General features: G+C 72.1%; 16 protein-coding genes. 4 read left to right on the forward strand and 12 right to left on the reverse strand.

Features of this window, described 5'->3' with window-relative positions:
• The gene (locus tag C1C97_RS06070) at positions 1 to 981 is read left to right on the forward strand and encodes a hypothetical protein (protein ID WP_121030652.1); all 981 of its coding nucleotides are present in this window, start codon (positions 1 to 3) and stop codon (positions 979 to 981) included.
• Between the two features lie 231 nt (positions 982 to 1,212).
• Here C1C97_RS06070 and C1C97_RS06075 read toward each other — a convergent pair whose 3' ends face one another.
• From C1C97_RS06075 to malQ, 11 genes are all read right to left on the reverse strand, one after another.
• Positions 1,213 to 3,243: an NHL domain-containing thioredoxin family protein gene (locus C1C97_RS06075; RefSeq protein ID WP_233542780.1), complete on the reverse strand. Its 2,031-nt coding sequence runs from the start codon at positions 3,241 to 3,243 to the stop codon at positions 1,213 to 1,215.
• A 121-nt stretch (positions 3,244 to 3,364) separates the two neighbouring features.
• On the reverse strand, positions 3,365 to 5,533 hold the full coding sequence (locus tag C1C97_RS06080; protein ID WP_121030656.1) for a cytochrome c oxidase assembly protein: 2,169 nt from the start codon (positions 5,531 to 5,533) through the stop codon (positions 3,365 to 3,367).
• A 91-nt stretch (positions 5,534 to 5,624) separates the two neighbouring features.
• Complete coding sequence (locus C1C97_RS06085; protein WP_121030658.1) at positions 5,625 to 6,893, reverse strand: Dyp-type peroxidase; 1,269 nt, start codon at positions 6,891 to 6,893, stop codon at positions 5,625 to 5,627.
• Positions 6,883 to 7,668 (reverse strand): copper chaperone PCu(A)C, encoded by a 786-nt coding sequence (locus C1C97_RS06090; protein WP_110918901.1) that lies wholly within the window; start codon positions 7,666 to 7,668, stop codon positions 6,883 to 6,885. Before C1C97_RS06090 ends, C1C97_RS06085 begins: the two co-directional genes overlap by 11 nt.
• A 270-nt stretch (positions 7,669 to 7,938) precedes the next feature.
• Positions 7,939 to 8,592 carry a copper resistance CopC family protein gene (locus C1C97_RS06095; RefSeq protein ID WP_121030660.1) on the reverse strand — a complete coding sequence of 218 codons (654 nt, stop codon included), beginning with the start codon at positions 8,590 to 8,592 and terminating at the stop codon, positions 7,939 to 7,941.
• 116 nt (positions 8,593 to 8,708) lie between these two features.
• Positions 8,709 to 9,305, reverse strand: a complete 597-nt coding sequence (locus C1C97_RS06100; protein WP_121030662.1) for a PDZ domain-containing protein — start codon at positions 9,303 to 9,305, stop codon at positions 8,709 to 8,711.
• Positions 9,306 to 9,590: 285 nt separating this feature from the next.
• Positions 9,591 to 9,875 carry an HU family DNA-binding protein gene (locus C1C97_RS06105; RefSeq protein ID WP_055082754.1) on the reverse strand — a complete coding sequence of 95 codons (285 nt, stop codon included), beginning with the start codon at positions 9,873 to 9,875 and terminating at the stop codon, positions 9,591 to 9,593.
• Between the two features lie 79 nt (positions 9,876 to 9,954).
• On the reverse strand, positions 9,955 to 10,260 hold the full coding sequence (gene rpsN / locus C1C97_RS06110; protein WP_012397436.1) for a 30S ribosomal protein S14: 306 nt from the start codon (positions 10,258 to 10,260) through the stop codon (positions 9,955 to 9,957).
• A 4-nt stretch (positions 10,261 to 10,264) separates the two neighbouring features.
• Positions 10,265 to 10,432 carry a 50S ribosomal protein L33 gene (gene rpmG, locus C1C97_RS06115; RefSeq protein WP_012397435.1) on the reverse strand — a complete coding sequence of 56 codons (168 nt, stop codon included), beginning with the start codon at positions 10,430 to 10,432 and terminating at the stop codon, positions 10,265 to 10,267.
• Between the two features lies 1 nt (position 10,433).
• The gene (rpmB, locus tag C1C97_RS06120; RefSeq protein ID WP_012397434.1) at positions 10,434 to 10,670 is read right to left on the reverse strand and encodes a 50S ribosomal protein L28; all 237 of its coding nucleotides are present in this window, start codon (positions 10,668 to 10,670) and stop codon (positions 10,434 to 10,436) included.
• Positions 10,671 to 11,170: 500 nt separating this feature from the next.
• Entirely contained in the window at positions 11,171 to 13,402 is a 2,232-nt protein-coding gene (gene malQ / locus C1C97_RS06125; protein WP_121030664.1) for a 4-alpha-glucanotransferase, read from the reverse strand.
• A gap of 104 nt (positions 13,403 to 13,506) precedes the next feature.
• Here malQ and C1C97_RS06130 point away from each other — a divergent pair, with 104 nt between their 5' ends.
• A complete protein-coding gene (locus C1C97_RS06130) occupies positions 13,507 to 14,217 on the forward strand; it encodes an HAD family hydrolase (protein WP_121030666.1) in 711 nt (236 codons plus the stop codon).
• 91 nt (positions 14,218 to 14,308) lie between these two features.
• Here the strand turns inward: C1C97_RS06130 and C1C97_RS06135 are convergent, their stop codons facing one another.
• Positions 14,309 to 15,154: an HpcH/HpaI aldolase/citrate lyase family protein gene (locus tag C1C97_RS06135; RefSeq protein ID WP_110918896.1), complete on the reverse strand. Its 846-nt coding sequence runs from the start codon at positions 15,152 to 15,154 to the stop codon at positions 14,309 to 14,311.
• A gap of 379 nt (positions 15,155 to 15,533) precedes the next feature.
• On the opposite strand from C1C97_RS06135, the gene C1C97_RS06140 reads away from it, so the two are divergent.
• On the forward strand, positions 15,534 to 16,352 hold the full coding sequence (locus C1C97_RS06140; RefSeq protein ID WP_121030668.1) for a hypothetical protein: 819 nt from the start codon (positions 15,534 to 15,536) through the stop codon (positions 16,350 to 16,352).
• Positions 16,353 to 16,415: 63 nt separating this feature from the next.
• The gene (locus tag C1C97_RS06145; protein ID WP_121030670.1) at positions 16,416 to 16,901 is read left to right on the forward strand and encodes a MarR family winged helix-turn-helix transcriptional regulator; all 486 of its coding nucleotides are present in this window, start codon (positions 16,416 to 16,418) and stop codon (positions 16,899 to 16,901) included.
• Positions 16,902 to 17,039 lie beyond the last annotated feature (138 nt).

The following is a 17,039-nucleotide window of genomic DNA, read 5'->3' on the forward strand; positions in this document are numbered from 1 at the left end:
ATGGAACGCAGTGATCGCATCGTCAGGGCCGTGGGCGCGTGGTTCTTCCTGATCGTGCTGGCCGTGGCGGCCGCGGCGGTGACCATTGCGCTCGTGAACAAGTACCAGTACGGACCGGAGACGGACGTCCGCGAGTACTTCCGTGCGTTGCAGGACGGGGACGGCGGCAAGGCCCTGGGACTGCTCAACGCCCGGGTCCCCGACTCCAACGCGGCGCTGCTGGACGGGGAGCCCCTCGCGGAGGCGGGCCGGCACCTCGAGGACGTCTCGGTGTCCACGGTCTCCTCGGACGGCGACCGCGCGGTGGTGCGGGCGAACTACCTGCTGGACGGCAAGGCCGCCTCCTCCGAGTTCACCCTGCACCCCGCCGAGACCCAGTGGGGCTTCTTCACGGTGTGGGACTTCGATCCCTCCACCCTGCCCACCATGACCGTCTCCATGCCGGGGTCCACCGCGGTGGACATCAACGGCGCGTCCGTGGCGCTGCCGGGATCCGCACGGGACTTCGCGGTCTTCTACCCCGGGATCTACACGGGCTCCTACAGCTCCCCCATGATCACCGCGGACGCCACGGAGGTGGCCGTGAGCGACGAGGACGCGCGCACCACCATGAAGCTCACGGCCGTCCCGTCCGAGCAGCTGAAGCAGCAGGTGGCGCGGCAGATCCACGCCCGCCTGGACTCGTGCGCGTCCAAGGACAGCCGCTACCCCGCCGGGTGCCCCTTCTCCTACGACTTCCCGGGGCGCATTCAGGGCAGGGTCTCCTGGAGCATCACGGACTACCCGACGCCGCGGCCGCGCCTGGGCGGGCCCCGCGCGGACCAGTGGTCCCTCCCGGACGCCGGCGGCACGGCCCACATCGAGTTCACCGCGGTGGACCTGTACGACGGCAGGACCAGCAAGGTCTCCCGGGACGTCCCGTTCACCTTCTCCGCGGACCTCGAGGTCACCGGGGACAGGGCCACGGTCACCCCGAAGTGACGCGCGGGGGCACCACGTGCCGGGTCCTCCGGAGCCCTGACGTCCGAGGCCCCGGCGCCCGAGGTCCCTGGTACCGGGGGTCCCAGCCACCGGGGGCCACAGCGTCAGGGGTCCCCGGTGCCGGGGATCGCAGCGCCAGGGGTCTCAGCGCCAGGGGTCGCACCGCCGGGGTCTTGTCCGCTGGAACGGCCGCGGCCCGGAGCTGCGCGGCCGGGGTCCCGGCTCCGGGACTCAGTCCAGTCCGCGCAGCTCCAGGGTCAGCGAGGCTGCGGCCGCGGGATCCACGGTGAAGGGGATCCCCCAGTCCTGCTGGTAGAGGTGGCACGCGGCGTGCTCAGGGATCTCACCGTCCGGGGAACCGTCGCAGGCCGCGGCGCGGGCGGTGACGTGCAGGACGCCCTCCGTGACGCCGTCGGCGATCCGCAGCGTGCGGGAGAGCCCCTGTGCCGTGCCGCCGCCCGCCACCAGGGCGTCCTCGGGCGAGGACGAGATCTTCAGCTGCGTGGGGTCCCCCCACCGGGTGTCGAGCTTCTGGCCCGCAGGGGCCGCGAAGCGCACCGCGAGCTCCACCTCGCCGGGTGCCACCGGGGTGCGCTTGCGCTGCATCCGCGCCGCGCCCTCGTCCACCGTCTGGGCCTGCTTCGGGACGGCCACCCGCACCAGCCGGTGGGCGTTCGTCTCCACGACCACCAGCACGGGCTCCTCGTGGCTCGTGTCCAGCAGCACGTCCGAGGGCTCGGCCAGTCCGCGGGTGAGCGTGGTGACCTCACGGGTCACCGGGTCGTAGCGGCGCACGGCCCCGTTGTAGGTGTCGGCCACGGCCACGGAGCCGTCCGGGAGCACGGTGACACCGAGGCAGTGCTGGAAGCGCGCCTCCTGCGCCGGACCGTCACGGAAGCCGAAGTCGAACAGGCCCAGGCCCACGGCGGATTCCACGGAGACCTCGCGGGCAGCATCCTGCGCGGAACCGGTGCCCCCCGCTGAAGACGCCGCCGCAGCGGTCTCCGCCGTGACGTCCGTGGCCGCGACGTCCCAGGCGGGGGCGGCCGCGGCGCGGGGCGCACCGGGTCCGGAGGGCGACGCCGCGGCGTCGTTCCCCGGGAAGCTCACCCTGCGCAGCGCGGAGGACTCGGAGTCCGCGACCCACACGGCGCCGTGGGCGTCCTGGACCAGCCCCGAGGGCTGGGCGAACCAGGACTCGCGGGCCGCACCGTCGCGCAGCCCCTCGTCCCCCGTGCCGGCGAGGACGGCCAGCGCCCCGGTGCGCGGGTCGAAGGAGAACAGCTGGTGCGTGCCGGCCATGGCGACCACGAGGGCGTCCGCGGCGTCGGACCACACCAGGTCCCACGGCGAGGACAGCGCCACCTCCGTGGGATCGGTCCCGGTGATGGCGTTCGGGTCCACCCCGCGGGCGCGTGCGTCGTCGAGCAGCCGCTGGACCCCGCTGCCCGCCAGGGTGCGCACGGAGCCGGCGCCGAGGTCCACGCCCCGCAGCCGGTGGTTGACGGTGTCCGCGACCACGAGGTCGTAGCCCACCGCCGAGCGCACGTGCCCGGGCAGCACAGCGATGCCCTGCGGCTCGTTGAACCGTGCGACGTCGCGGGGTCCGTCCGCCCAGCCGCGGGTGCCGGAGCCGATCGTGCGACGCACGGTCGTGAGGTCCGACTCGAGCTGCACGAGGCGGTGGTGGCCGGTGTCGCTGACCATGAACGAGCCGTCCGGCAGGGCGACCACCTTGCCGGGGAAGCGCAGGTCCCCCTCGGGCTGCGGGCGGGGCACGTAGGGGCCGTCCCCGCGGTGCAGGGTGCCCTTGGCGTCGTGCTCGGCCACGAGCTCCGCCACGAGTGACACGAGACCGGGCACGTGACCCTCCCCGGAGAGGTGCGCCACGATGTAGCCCTCCGGGTCCACGACCACCAGGGTGGGCCACGCCCGCGCGGTGTAGGCGTCCCAGGTCTGCAGCCGGGGGTCGTCCAGCACGGGGTGCGTGATCTCGTAGCGGTCCACGGCGGCGGCCAGGGCGTCCGGGTCTGCCTCGTGCTCGAACTTGGGCGAGTGCACGCCCACGGTCACCACCACGTCGCCGTACTCCTCCTCGAGCGGACGCAGCTCGTCGAGCACGTGCAGGCAGTTGATGCAGCAGAAGGACCAGAAGTCCAGGATCACGATCTTCCCGCGCAGGGCCTGCAGGTCCAGCTGCTCACCACCGGTGTTGAGCCAGGCCCGCCCCGTCAGTTCCGAGGCGCGAACGGGGGTCTTCATGCGTGCAGCTGTCACTGGGGTCCTTCCAGGGGGGTCAGAGTCGTCCACCTCGTCCAACACCGACCGCTCGGCTGTGCTTCCCATCGCGCGCATGACACCCCGCACACTGCGCGGGAGAGGATCAGCGGCGGGTCTCCTCCTGCTCCGCGAGCCGGGCCATCATCTCGTTGTAGGCGCGCAGCTCGGCGTCGTCCGTGCGCTCGGCCTGCCGGTCCACGCGGCGGTTCTCCTTGCTGCCCTCCATGGCCCACAGCACGGCCATGATGACCGCCAGCAGGAACGTGGGGAACTCCCCGATGCCCCACATCAGCATGCCGCCCAGCTGCTGGTCGTCCAGGGCGTTCGGCCCCCAGGGACGGCCCATGTTGCCGAACCACGAGGCCTGCAGCACCGAGGTCAGGCTCATGATGCTGATGCCGATGAACGCGTGCGCTGCCATGGTCACGAGCAGCAGCACGAGGCGCATGGGGTAGGCGGGCCGCCGCGGGATGGGGTCGATGCCGATCAGCACGAGCGCGAACATGTACCCGGTGAACAGGAAGTGCATCATCATGAACTCGTGGCCCACGTGGTAGCGCAGCGTGAACCGGAAGAGGTCCGTGAAGTAGAACAGCACGATCGAGAACGCGAAGTTGGCCGCCGCGAAGATCGGGTGGGTCACGATCTTGCCCCACGTGGAGTGCACCAGGCGCAGGATCCACTCACGCGGTCCGCGGGTGCCGTCACGGCGGGGTTCCAGGGCCTTGAGGATCACCGTCACGGGCGCCCCGGAGACCAGGAACAGCGGCACGATCATGGTCAGCGACATGTGCTCCACCATGTGCGCCGAGAACAGCACCCGCGCGTAGACGGAGACGCCGCCGCACGTGGCGTAGAGCAGCGCGCCCAGTCCCACGAGCCACGACGCGGTGCGCAGCGGGGACCAGGTGTCCCCGCGCCGCCACACCTTGACAGCGGCCCACAGGTACACGATCGCCAGGAACGCGATCACGGCCACCCAGAACCAGTCCCAGCGCCACGTGGTGAACCAGCGGGCGAGGGTGGGCTCCGGGGGCAGCTCGTACCAGGTGAGGATCCGCGCGGGGGAGGCGTCCGGCTCGAGCTCCTCCGGGACGGGCGGGGCGGTGCGGCTCAGGGCTGTGGCGATCCCCATGAGCAGCCCCATGAGGACCACTTCCACCACGATGACGCGCCAGAAGGTCGCGGCGCGGGAGCGGGAGCCGTCCGCCACACCGGGGATCAGCCACTGCCGGTGCGCGAAGCCCACCGCCGCCAGCACGAGGGTCAGGACGAGCTTGGTCAGCGCCAGCAGCCCGTAGGAGGACGTCAGCTGCTCCCACGAGCCGATGCGCACGGCGGCGTTGACCACCCCGGACAGCAGCACCAGCACGTAGCACCCCAGCGCGAGCACCGAGTAGCGGCGCAGCACCACCGCGAGCAGCGGCTCACTGTGGGTGGTGCCGCCCCGGCGGCTGATCACGGTGGACTCGCGGGACAGCAGCGGCCCCACCCACACGAGCACGATGATCCCGCCCACCCACAGGCTCACACCCAGCAGGTGCAGGCCCAGGGAGTTCACCGCTCCCATGTGGTCCGCTCCCCCGGCCGCGTGCCCGTTCAGAGCGAGCGCCACGAGGGCCACGAAGGACAGCGCCAGCGTGCAGAGCAGCCCGAGCAGCGCGCGCACCCCGAACACCAGGGTGGTCACCACGGCGGCGACCATCACGAGCACGGCCTGGGACTGCCCCGTGGAGATCCCGGTGATGTAGTGCAGCAGCTGCTGGGTGTAGTTGCCCCCGGTCCCGATGCCCGAGCCGGAGACGTCCGAGTACGTGAACACCAGCACCGCCACTGCGGAGACCGTCCACACCACGGCGGCCGCCTCCACGAGCTGCAGCACGGCGCGGAAGACCGGGTGCTCCGGCTCCCCCGCCTGGTCCCTGCTGTTGCGGGGCGGGCGCCTGCGTGCGGGGTCCGCGTACCGCGGGACCACGCCGATGGCCAGCAGCAGCCCGCCCATGACCACGGTCATGGCGATGTTGTGCACGGTCTCCACCAGGGGCAGACCCCAGCGCACGAACGTCCCCGGGTCCGCCACCTGCCGGGGAGCCGCGGCCCCACCGAAGAGCAGCGCCGCGGTCATCCCGATCAGCGCCGCGACCAGCACCACGGACACGGTCCACGGGCTCACGCTCACGCCGGGCGACGGCGCGGTCCCCCGCCCGGAGGGGCCGGCGGGCCCGCTCGTCCGGTCCGGGTGGCTGCCCCTGGTCCGTGCGGTGGTGCTCATCGTGGTGTTCCTCCGGCCCGTCGACTGCTCGCTGTGGTGTGCCCGCGCGGTTCGCGACCGGACGCGTGCGGGGTGGTGCTGCTGCTGGGGATCACGTGAACAGCGCGTCCCCGATGAATCCTCCCGGGCGGCAGCCCGGCGGGATGGCGAACACCGCGGAACCGATCGGGACGGTCCACGTGTTGAGCATGTCCAGCTCGTCCAGCCGCTTCTGGATGGGCACGAACTGCTTCTCGGGGTCCGACTGGTAGGACGCGAAGATCAGTCCCGTGTTGGACACACCGCCGCCGACGTCCCCGGAGCGGCTCCGCCCGGACGCGTCGCTCACCGCCAGATCATAGTTGTAGACCCTGCGGAAGATCTTCTCGTCCGGGTTGTCGCTGCGGGAGCGCCGCACATGACTGTAGGAGGAGATCACGGGGAAGCCCAGGGGGCCCTTGGCCGCGAAGTCCGGCTCGTCGTGCTCCTGCCGGCCGGTCAGCGGGGCGCCGTCGGAGAGTTTGCGCCCCACGGCGTCCTCGCGGGCGGGGGTGTCCGCCTCGTCCCACGTGTCCAGGTTCATGTGGATGCGCCGGATCACCACGGATGTGCCGTCCTGGACCCACGGGGTGAACCCGCCCTGGCCGTACACCACGCGGTCGTGGTCCGCCTCCCCCGGGTACGGGTTGACCGTGCCGTCCACCTGCCCGAACAGGTTCCGCATGGTCTGGCCGTCCTCGGTGGCCCCCACCGTGTTGCGGAACCCGTCCTGCACCCACCGCACGGCCGCGAACGAGCGGACGTCCTTGAGCAGCACCCGTTGCGCGTGGGCCAGGGTCAGCTTGTCGTCGCAGCACAGCTGCAGCAGCAGGTCCGCCTGGCCCCACTTCTCCTGCAGCCTGTCGATCCCGAACGCCGGCAGCGGCCGCAGCCACCGCGGCGCCCGGCTCCGGTCGACGAGCCGCACCGCGCGCGGACCGAAGCCCACGGTCACGGTCAGCCGGGACGGGTTGCGGGCGAGCCAGGGCTCCTGGTCGTTGAGGGGTGCCTCCCCCTGGGTCAGCGCGGCGGCGTCGTCGGTGAGGATCCGCAGCAGGCGCCGCAGGGACTCCCGGGTGGCGGACGCGTTCAGGTCCAGCCCGATGAACGCACTGAACGCCTGGGGCAGCGTGGCCACGCCCGCCTGCCGCGCGCCGTGGAACGGCTCGGTCCTGAGACCGGGCCGGGGTCCGTCCTGCGCCGCGGACAGCCGGGGGTCGGTGGCGCCCAGGGCCGCGGCGGACACCGCGCCGATGCCCGTGGCGCCGGCGCCGGCGACCGCTCCCGCGAGGAGCGATCGCCGGCTCCACCCCGTGGGTGAGGGGTCGTGGTCAGCGGCCATGACATTCCGGCAGGGCCGAGGCGGACGGCGAGTCGGCGTGTCCGCCGTGGGAGGCGTGCTCGTGGGCGGGCGCGGAGGAGGACATGTCCATCCCCTCGTGGGAGGAGTGCTCGCCGTGCTCGTGGGACCCGTGCGAGGAGTGCTCGTCCGAGGACCCGCTGGCACCGTCCCCGGGTGCGTAGTTCTCCTTGGCGCCGGAGTAGTCCCGCACCGGGACCGTCACGTCCTGCGCACCGGCGTCGGTACTCAGCCGCAGCGTCAGGTCGCTGCCCGGCTGCAGGGAGCACGTGAGGCCCATGAGCATGATGTGGTTCCCACCCGGTTCGAGCGTGATGCTCTGCCCCGCGGGAATGGTGAACCCGCCCTTCTTCTCCTTCATCCGCGTGGAACCGCTCTGTCCGTCCTTGGCGGTCTCGTGCAGCTGGACCGAGTCCGCGGTGCCGTCGGCCGCGGCCCCGGTGAGGGTGACGTCCTTGTCGGACGTGTTCGTGACCTTGCCGAACACGGCCGTCATGCCCGAGTCCGCGGCCTTGGCCCAGCCGTCTCCGAGTTCGAGGGGCGCGGCCGCCGCGGTCTGCGACGCCGAGCTCTCACCCCCGTTCGACGCCGCCTGCTCACCGTTCTGGGAGGAGCAGCCGGTCAGGGCGGCCATGCCCAGGCCCAGCGCCGCCACGGCGGCCAGGGCCCGGTGCGCGGGCCGCACCGCGCGAGGGAGGGACCGCGGCTCGGTGGTGTGCGGCGCGGTGCGGTCGGTGGTGTGGCTGTGGTTGTTCATGGTGTGAATCCTTCGGAACGTTGCTGGTCCGGCCGCGTGGCGGTGCCCCGGGAGCCGCAGGACGTGCCCCGCGGCGTCGAACCCGGTGGCCCGGCGCGCAGTGTGCGCGTGTGGACATTCACCGGGTCGTGCCCGGGAGGTGGTCCGTACCGTCGGCACCGGCCGCGGTCGTCGGCCGGTGGGTCCGGACGGTCACGGGAGCCTCGTGGCGCGGACCGGAATGGGCGTGTGCCGGTCTCCGCGTGCGCGGTGCCTCGCGGGACCGGAGGTTCAGCGCTGCTTCGGCCGGGTGGCGAACGCGAGGACCACGAGAAGCAGGACGAGCGCGACCACGCCGCCGACGACCGGCAGCACCCAGCTGGGGATGCCCGTGCCGCTCACGTTCTGGCGGCCGTCCTCGGACTTCTCCGCGCTGCCGCTCCCCTGGGACGCCTCGGCCACGGGTGCGGGGGAGGCCGTGGTCCCGGAGCCCTCACCCACGGAGTAGGTGAAGGTTCCCTCGATGGGGTGGCCGTCCTGGGACACCACCCGCCACGTCACGGTGTAGGTCTCGTCGGTGTCCCCGCCCTCGCGCAGGGGCTGGGAGACCTTCGTGTTCTGCACCGCGAGCGTGCCGCGCGTGACGTCCGTGCCCCGCGAGTCCGTGACCCGCACCTCGCTGCCGATGTCCTGGATACTGCCCGAGAACGTGAGCTCGAGCGTCGTGGGGGCCTTCGCGATGGTGGCCCCGGCCTCCGGATTCATGCGCACGAGTTCGTCGTGGGCCCGGGCGGGCCCGGCCGTGGACAGCAGCAGCGTCAGCGCGCACAGCGCCGCGATCAGGGCCGGAAGCACGGCTCGCACGGGGACGGCCCGGTGGGGGACGTCGCCGGCCACCGCGCGGATGCGGGCGCCGGGGACCGAGGGTGTGGTGATGTGGGACATGGAACTTCTCTCCTGCGCTCCGTGGCGCGGACGTGCCGCAGTGGTCGCGGCGAAGTGGATGCGATGGATGCTGTCAGCGGCATCGGATCCACGGAATGCTCCACTCCGGGCGATGCCTAGGCGATGGCCGGTGGCCCGCGGTAGGCGCAGACGGAGGAGAGCAGCAGCTGGTCCGCGAGGGAACGAGGAGAGGTCCACGAGATCCGCCGGGGCACCACCGCGGTCACGGGGCGCACCACGGCCGTGAGCAGCCGCAGGACGCGCAGTGACAGGGCGTCCAGCAGCCGGAACACCGCCATCTCGCCGTGCCGCAGCAGGAGGTAGGTGGCCAGGGCGGCCACCCCGTGCGCCACGAGCATCCCGGTCCCGTGGTGGGCGCTGCCGGGCAGCACCGAGACCACGACGGCGGGTCCGTCCGCCGCGGCCGCGAGCTGGTGGTGGGAGTGGTCCACGGCGTGCGCCACGCCGCCGGACTGCGCGAACAGGGTGTGCAGCAGCGTCTGGGAGACCACCACCGCGCAGACCACGCTGCCGCGGGACAGCACGCGCCCCGCGAGCAGCATGCACACCGGTGCGGCCAGGCACGTGGACAGCGCCACAATTATCGGGGAGGGCCAGGTCCCGTCCATGGCCGCGTGCGAACCGGCGGCGAGGGTGGTGGCCACGAGGGCCGCCACCCAGCCCCGGGCGAGCCGGCGGGCACGAGGGGACACCGAACACCTCCGAGGCAGACGCGATGGGACTGGGCTTCTATTATGCGCCACCGCGCGTTCCGCGGCGACCCGTGACGGCCGGCGCGCCCCGGGGCCGGCACGTCCCGGGGCGGGGCCGCCGTGACCGCACCCGCGTCACGGCTGTCCCACGAGGGCACCGGGGCCCCCGGGGTGGGCGCCGGAAGGACCGCCCGGAATCACCCCGGACATGCAGAGGGACCGCTCACGCGATGCGTGAACGGTCCCTCGAGCGGTGCCGGGTGCTGTGACCCGGTCAGACCCATCTCACTTGGAGGAGACAGCAGCCTTGAGCTTGGAGCCCGCGGTGAGCTTGACACCGTGGCCGGCCGGGATCTGGATGGCCTCGCCGGTCTGCGGATTGCGGCCCTGACGAGCGGCACGGTCGGTGCGCTCCACGGACAGCCATCCGGGGATCGTGATCTTCTCGCCCTTGGAGACGGAGCTCTCGAAGACCTCGAAGAGGGAATCCAGCACGCCGTTGACGGCGGCCTGGGTGTTGCCGGACTTCTCGGCAACCTCGGCAACGAGTTCGCTGCGGTTCATAGCCATGTGCTTGTCCTCCTGGACTCGGGTGGCGTTCGCTGGGGAAGGCGTGACCGGGAGTCACACGGGCCTTCCGGTGCAGAAATTACCAGCTGGACTTGTAGATGCCGGGCAATTCGCCGCGGTGAGCCATGTCGCGGAAGCGCACGCGGGAGATGCCGAAGCGCTGGAAAGTGCCGCGGGGCCGACCGTCGATCTGGTCGCGGTTGCGCACGCGGATGGGGGATGCGTCGCGGGGGAGCTTCTGCAGACCCAGACGGGCCTCCTCGCGGGCCTCGGGGGACGCGTTCTCGTCCACGAGGGTCTTCTTCAGCTCGGCACGCTTGGCCGCGTAGCGCTCGACGATGACCTTGCGCTGCTCGTTCTTGGCGATCTTGGACTTCTTGGCCATGGTTTCAGCGCTCCTCGCGGAAATCGACGTGCTTGCGGACCACCGGGTCGTACTTCTTCATGACCAGGCGATCGGGGTTGTTGCGGCGGTTCTTGCGGGTGACGTAGGTGAACCCGGTGCCGGCCGTGGACTTGAGCTTGATGATGGGACGTACGTCCTTGTCCTTTGCCATCTCAGATCTTCTCCCCACGTGCGATGAGTTCATTGACCACGGCGTCGATGCCGCGGGCGTCGATGACCTTGATGCCCTTGGCGCTCAGGTTGAGCGTCACGTTGCGGCGCAACGAGGGTACCCAGTAGCGCTTCTTCTGGATGTTCGGGTTCCAGCGCCGCTTGGTGCGGCGGTGCGAGTGCGAGATGCTGTGGCCAAAGCCCGGCTGGGCCCCGGTCACCTGGCAGTGCGCTGCCATAGTGTTCTCCTCCAATGTCCAATGTCGACGAAATGACGGCACGCATGGTGGCCGCCGGGCAGTGTCCTGCCGGCAGCCGCAGCCAAGAGTGATCCGCCACCTCAAGAAAATGCCACCGTTCGCGCGCCGGGCGTGATGGGTATTTACCCCGCGGCAGTACCGGTCAGGGCACTCGCTACGACGAAGACGGTGAAGATCAAGGCGCCGGTAGATGGACTCCACCACACGACAGCCTTAGATTCTAGGCTTCTACGAACTCTCTCGCAAATGTGAAATGACAGACAATGCGATCGAGCGCCCCTCGATCCTAGCCGTTGCCGCGCGCTGGGCCAATTCAGCGGCCGCCGGGGCCGGGGCGGTGTGCATCGGGGTGACGGCCCGCCCATGACCCGGCCCGTCACCCCGATGCAGCTTCCTCGGCCCCATCTCCTCACCCTGGAGATTAGGGAAGAGCAGTCTGACCTAATTCGTCCGGGAGGGCAACCCCGGCCCGGCACCGCTCACGAGGCGCCCCCGAACGGGTCCGCGAGGTCACGGCGCTCGGGCTGCTTGGGTGCCGTGACGGTGGACGTTCTGCGCCGGGTCCCCAGGGCGCCGTTGACCACGTCCACCAGGGAGTTGACCCGCTCCGACGTGGGGAGCGACTCGAGCATCACGGGCCGACCGTCCGAGTCCGCGAGGGGCACCCGCCAGTTGGGGTACTCGTCGCTGGTGCCGGGCTGGTTCTGGATCCGCTTCTCCCCCACGGCGTCCACGAGGGCCACGTTCAGCAGCAGGGACGGTGCATCGCACAGGTAGCGGTAGAGCGCCTCGATCTTCTGCTCCTGCGTGGACTCCTCGCCGTGCGGAAGATAGCCGGCATCCGCCACGGCGGTCAAGAACGTGTCCAGCTGCCTGCGGGCGTCCGCCCGTTCCTCCTCCGGGGAACGCGCCAGCAGCCCGAGGTCCTCGCGCAGCTGCAGCTGCACGCCCTCGAGGTACCCGGGTGTGGGCGGCAGGTCGTGGGTGTTGACGGAGGCCATGCAGAGTTCGCGGTACCGGGAGGGGTCCAGGGGGTGGTCCCCGTCCATCTCGAACCACAGGATGGACGTGCCCAGCACCCCCTTGCTCTCCAGGTGGTCCCGCACGCTGTCCTCCACTGTGCCGAGGTCCTCACCCACGACCACCACCCCGGCGAGCTCCGCCTCCAGGGCGAGCACTCCCACCATGGCCTCGTGGTCGTAGTAGACGTAGGTGCCGTCCGAGGCATCGTTGCCCTCGGGGATCCACCACAGCCGGAACAGCCCCGCCACGTGGTCGATCCGCACGCCCCCGGAGTGCCGGAAGATGGTGCGCATCATCTGCCGCCACGGCTGGTACCCGGCCGCCGCGAGCTTCCGCGGATCCCACGGGGGCTGGCTCCAGTCCTGACCGAGCTGGTTGTACATGTCCGCCGGGGCACCCACGCTCACACCGGACGCCAGGACGTCCTGCAGCGCCCAGGCGTCCGCCCCGGTCCCGTGCACACCCACCGCGAGGTCGTGCATCACGCCGATGTCCATCCCGGCCCGGTGGGCGGCGCGCTGCGCCGCTTCGAGCTGTTCGTCCAGCAGCCACTGCAGCCAGACGTGGAAGCTGATGCGGTGGCTCAGCCGGGAGCGGGCCTCCTGCGCGTACGGGGACTCCGGCGAGCGCGCCTCGTCCTGCCACAGCGGGGAGTCCTCACCCAGCTCCTCGCGCAGGGCGCACCACAGGGCGAAGTCCTGCAGGGGCTGACCCGCCTGCGCCACGAACGCCTCGAGCTGCTGCTGGCGATAGGGCGAGCGCCGGACCGTGAACAGCAGCTCGAGACTCTTGAGCTTGGCGGCGAACGCGGCGTCGCGGTCGATCGTGGAGGGGTCCAGCACCGCCTTGCGCTGGATCGCGGCCAGCCGCGCCACGACCTCCCGGTCCGCGGGGCGCAGGTAGGGGAACTCGGCGACGTCCCCGATCCGCAGGTAGAGGGGGTTGAAGAACCGACGGCTGGACGGCAGGTACGGCGAGGGCTCCACGGGCGGTTCGGGTTCCGCGGCGTGCAGTGGATTGACGAGCACGTAGTCCGCGCCCTGGACGCCGCTGATGGCCGCGAGCGACGCGAGGTCCGAGAGGTCCCCCACCCCCCAGGACCGCGAGGACATCACGGAGTAGAGCTGCGCCATGTACCCCCACCTCCGGTGGTCCCGCAGCCGGTCCGTGGTGCTGAGCCGGCGCGGGGTCACCGCCACATCGATGGTCCGCTCCTCACCGGAGTCCGTGCGCGCCTGCAGCCGGTACCACCCGAGGGGCAGGTCGCCGGGCAGTTCGTACTGCACGCGTCGCCGCCGCTCGCCCGCCACCTCCCGGGTCTCGGGCTCGGCGTCCTGGACGGGATGCAGCTCGCGGGCCGCCCCGGGCTCGTCCTCGGGCCACAGCCGCACGCGCACCGCGTCCCCCTCGGACAGCGTGAGCGCCACGGTGGCGCCACGCCGCGTCTCGGTGATCACCACGGGGGGCAGCAGCTCGCGCCACGGGGCGAGGTCGCGCTCCTGCAGGGCGCGGTGGACGGCGGCGTCGTCCGAGACGTCGGCACCGAGGGCCGTGAGCACGCTGCGGAGGGTCTGCTCCGGCACGGTGACCAGCTCGCCGTCGAAGCCCTCGTACTCGGTGGCCACCCCGTACTCGGCGGCCAGGCGCTGCACCGCGGTCTCCCCTGAAGTTCCTGCGTTCTCTGCCATGCTCCCACTCTAGCCAGCGCGCGCCCGCTCCCCGGGCCCCGGACGACGCCGCCGTCCCCCCGCCCGCGGGCACCGGGGACCGGCGCGCGTGGTTGACTGGAGGCATGGAAGCAACCCTGCCCGGGCCGGGCCCGCAGTGGCGCCCGAGCGCCGTCGTCTTCGACTGTGACGGGGTCCTGATGGACACCGAGAGAGCGTGGAAGGACGTGCAGGCCCGGGTGGCCGGGACGTTCGGGGTGGAGATCCCCGAACGCACGGCGATCGAGCTCATGGGGCTGTCCGCCACGGACGTCGCGGAGCACATCGCGGCTCGCGCGCAGGACACGGCCGGGCGCGACGGACGCAGCGCCCCGGGGTTCGAGACCGTGTACCGGAGCCTGGTGGACACCGAGGCCGACGTGGTCGGCTCGGTCCTCGAACCGCTCCCGGGCGCGGTGGAGACCGTGAAGGCCGTGGCCAGGCACGTCCCCGTGGCGGTGGCGAGCAACTCCACGAGCACCATCCTGGACCGGAAGATGCATGCCGTGGGGCTCGCGGACACCCTGCGGACGTGGGTCAGCGCCGAGGACGTCCCGCGCGGCAAGCCCGCACCGGACATCTACCGGGAGGCGGTGCGCCGCCTGGGCGTGGCACCCGAGGACGCGCTCGCGGTGGAGGACTCCCCCGCGGGCACCACGGCCGCGGTCGCCGCGGGACTGTGGGTGCTGGGCGCACCCCACGGCCACGACGAGCCCCTCGCGAGCCACTACCTGGTGGGATCGCTGGCGGATCCCGCCGTGGCAGAGCTACTGCGCGGCTGGGACATGCCGCTCTGACGCGGCCGGTGCCCCGTCCGCCGCGGCGGTTTCCCGGCACCCGGGCACGGGGCGGTGCGCGGCGCGCCCGCCCGGCGCGTTCCGGCGCGGCTCAGCTGTTCCAGAGACCGTAGGTCTCGGCGAGCTCGGAGACCTTCCTGGCGCGCGCCAGCCGCGGCAGGTACGAGCCGTCCGCGCCACCGTGACCCGAGTTCGCCCGCTCGATCATCTCCCTGGCCCAGTGGATCTCCTGCTCGCTCGGGGCCAGAGCGCGGTTGATGCCGTCCGTCTGATCGGGGTCCAGACACAGTTTGCCGGTCATGCCCATGGACTGGGTGACCTGGCAGGCCGACGCGAGCTCCTCCCCGAGGACCCCGTTGCTGGGGCCGTCCACGGGCCCGGGCAGCTCACCCACGCGCGAGGCCGTCACCAGGGTGGAGCGGGCGAAGGCCAGCGCCATGGGGTCCGCGGAGGCCCCGGTGTCCTTGCGGAAGTCCCCCACGCCGAACGCCAGGCGGAACACGCCGGGGGCGCGGGCGATGTCGTAGGCGTTCATGAGCCCCACCGCAGACTCGATGAGCGCGACCACGGGCGTTCCCGCGCGGCTCATCATGGCGGTCTTGGTGATGTGGTCCGGGTGCTCGGTCTTGGCCAGCACGATGCCGCGCAGGTTGCGGACCTCGCTCAGGGCGGCGAGGTCCTTCTCCCAGTGCGGGGTGGTGATGTCGTTGACCCGCACCCACGCGCTCACGCCGTCCTGCATGGCCCGGACCAGCTCCGCACGCGCACGGTCCTTGTCCTCCTCCGGCACGGCGTCCTCGATGTCCAGGACCACGGAGTCCGCCTCCGACGCCAGGGCCGGGGCGAACAGCGAGGTGTCCGCCGCGGAGGTGAGCAGCCACGACCGGGACAGTCGTGCGGGGAGCGCTGCTGCGCGCTGGTTGCGGTACGGGGCCATGGCTCTCCTCGGGGCGTGGTGACATCGGATCGGTGCGACGGCGCACCCGCTCGCCCGGGCCTCCTCGGCCCGCGTGCGGGCACCGCGCGGACGGCGGCACGCACACGACTGTGACGGCGCAGCGTCAACCCTATTCCCCGGACCCCGGGTGCCGCGCCCCTCCCGCCCACCACGGTCCGAAAGCGGCTCGTCCCCACGGGCCCGTCCGGTGGTGGGCGCCGGGGTGCCGCCCCCGGCACGTGTCCCAGCACGGTGCGCATCCCCGCGGTCCGGGCAGCTCCCGGGCGAGGGCCCACCGGGAGGGCTACAGTGGCCCTGTCCAGGCCGTTCGCGGCAGCGACCGCGCGGCACCGTTGACCATTGCCTCTGGATCCCCACCATGAATCCCGTTCAGCACCCACGGGGCGAGCACGACTCGTCGGACCACCACTCCCAGGACACCCCGCGCGGGGACCGCGCCCCGGAAGGCCACGCCCCCGGGGGCTCCCGCTCCGACACCCCGCCCCGGTACGGCATCCGGACCGGCTCCGCCGCTCCCGGTGACGCCGCCCGCTCCGGTGCGCCCACGACGTCGCCCGCCGAGCCGCCGCGCGACGGGCACCGGCCCGGCCCCGCGGGGACCGACGCGCGCTCCCCCGAGGCGCGCACCGCGGCCACCCGCGCCGCGCGGCGGATGGGGCGTGGTCTCTCCTTCACCGTGGTCATGATGGGGTTCCTGGTGGGTCTGGCCCTCGTGGCCATGGACCTGCCCGTCGGGTGGGTCATCGGCGCCGCACTGGTGCTCCTGGGAGTGCTGGGGTTCGCGACCGTGCAGACGCGCGCGCTGCCCGTGTTCCAGGACCCGGAGGAACCGCAGCGTCGTCCGTGGTCGAAGCTGTGGCTGATTCCCGCCGCCCTGCTGCTCCTGGGCCTCGGGTGCCTCGGCACGGCATTCGTGGTGCCCGCGTGGCTGGGACCGTCCGTTCCCGCGGATCTGCTGGACGACTACGTGCTGGCCTTCATCGTGGGCGGGATGACCATGGTCGTGGGTGCGGGTCTCGGTTTCGGGCTCGTGGCCACCTCGCGCTTCACCCGCCCGGACGACGACGACTCCCCCCTCCGCCCCACGGACTACGCCGAGCGGGTGGGTCGGCGCGAACGCCGGGACGCGGAGGGCTACTACGATTCGGACTGGATCCGCAGGGATCCCCGCGACTGAGGGGCGTGCCCTGAACCCCTCCGTCCACTGGCCTGCCACGCACCACGGAGGAGACATCGACGCATGAGCAGCTCATCGAACGAACCTCCCGTCCCGTGGCTCAGCGCCGCCGAGCAGGAGGTGTGGCGCAACTTCCTCCGCCTCAGCCGAGGCATGGAACGCGCCGTGGACCGGCAGCTGCAACGCGACAGCGAGCTCTCCGGGTCCGAGTACGACATCCTGGTCCCCCTGTCCGAGGCGGCGTCCGGGGAGCTGCCCTCGCGAGAGCTGCTGCGCGGGCTCGGGTGGGAGCGCTCCCGGCTGTCCCACATGCTGTCGCGCATGGAGCGGCGGGACATGCTCCGCCGCTCTCCTAGCCCCACGGACGGCCGAGGACTGGTGGTGGCGATCACCGACCACGGTCGGGAGGCTATCGGGCGGGCGGCGCCGGCGCATCTGGCCATGGTGCGCGAGGCGCTCGTGGACCATCTGAGCCAGGACGAGAAGTCCGCCCTGCTGAGCATCGCGCGCAAGGTGCTGCCCCGCCTGGCGGCAATGGGCCTCGCATGACGCGGGCGTGGCCCCGCCGCGGCTGTGGAATCCACTACGGTCCGCAAAAGACCCGTTAACAGGGGACGGGTCCTGCCACTTGGGGGATCGGCAGGACCCGTCGGACATCCCGAATCTGGGGGAGATCGGGACGCCGGC

Source organism: Kocuria tytonis (assembly GCF_003226895.2).
Taxonomy (GTDB): Bacteria; Actinomycetota; Actinomycetes; order Actinomycetales; family Micrococcaceae; genus Kocuria; species Kocuria tytonis.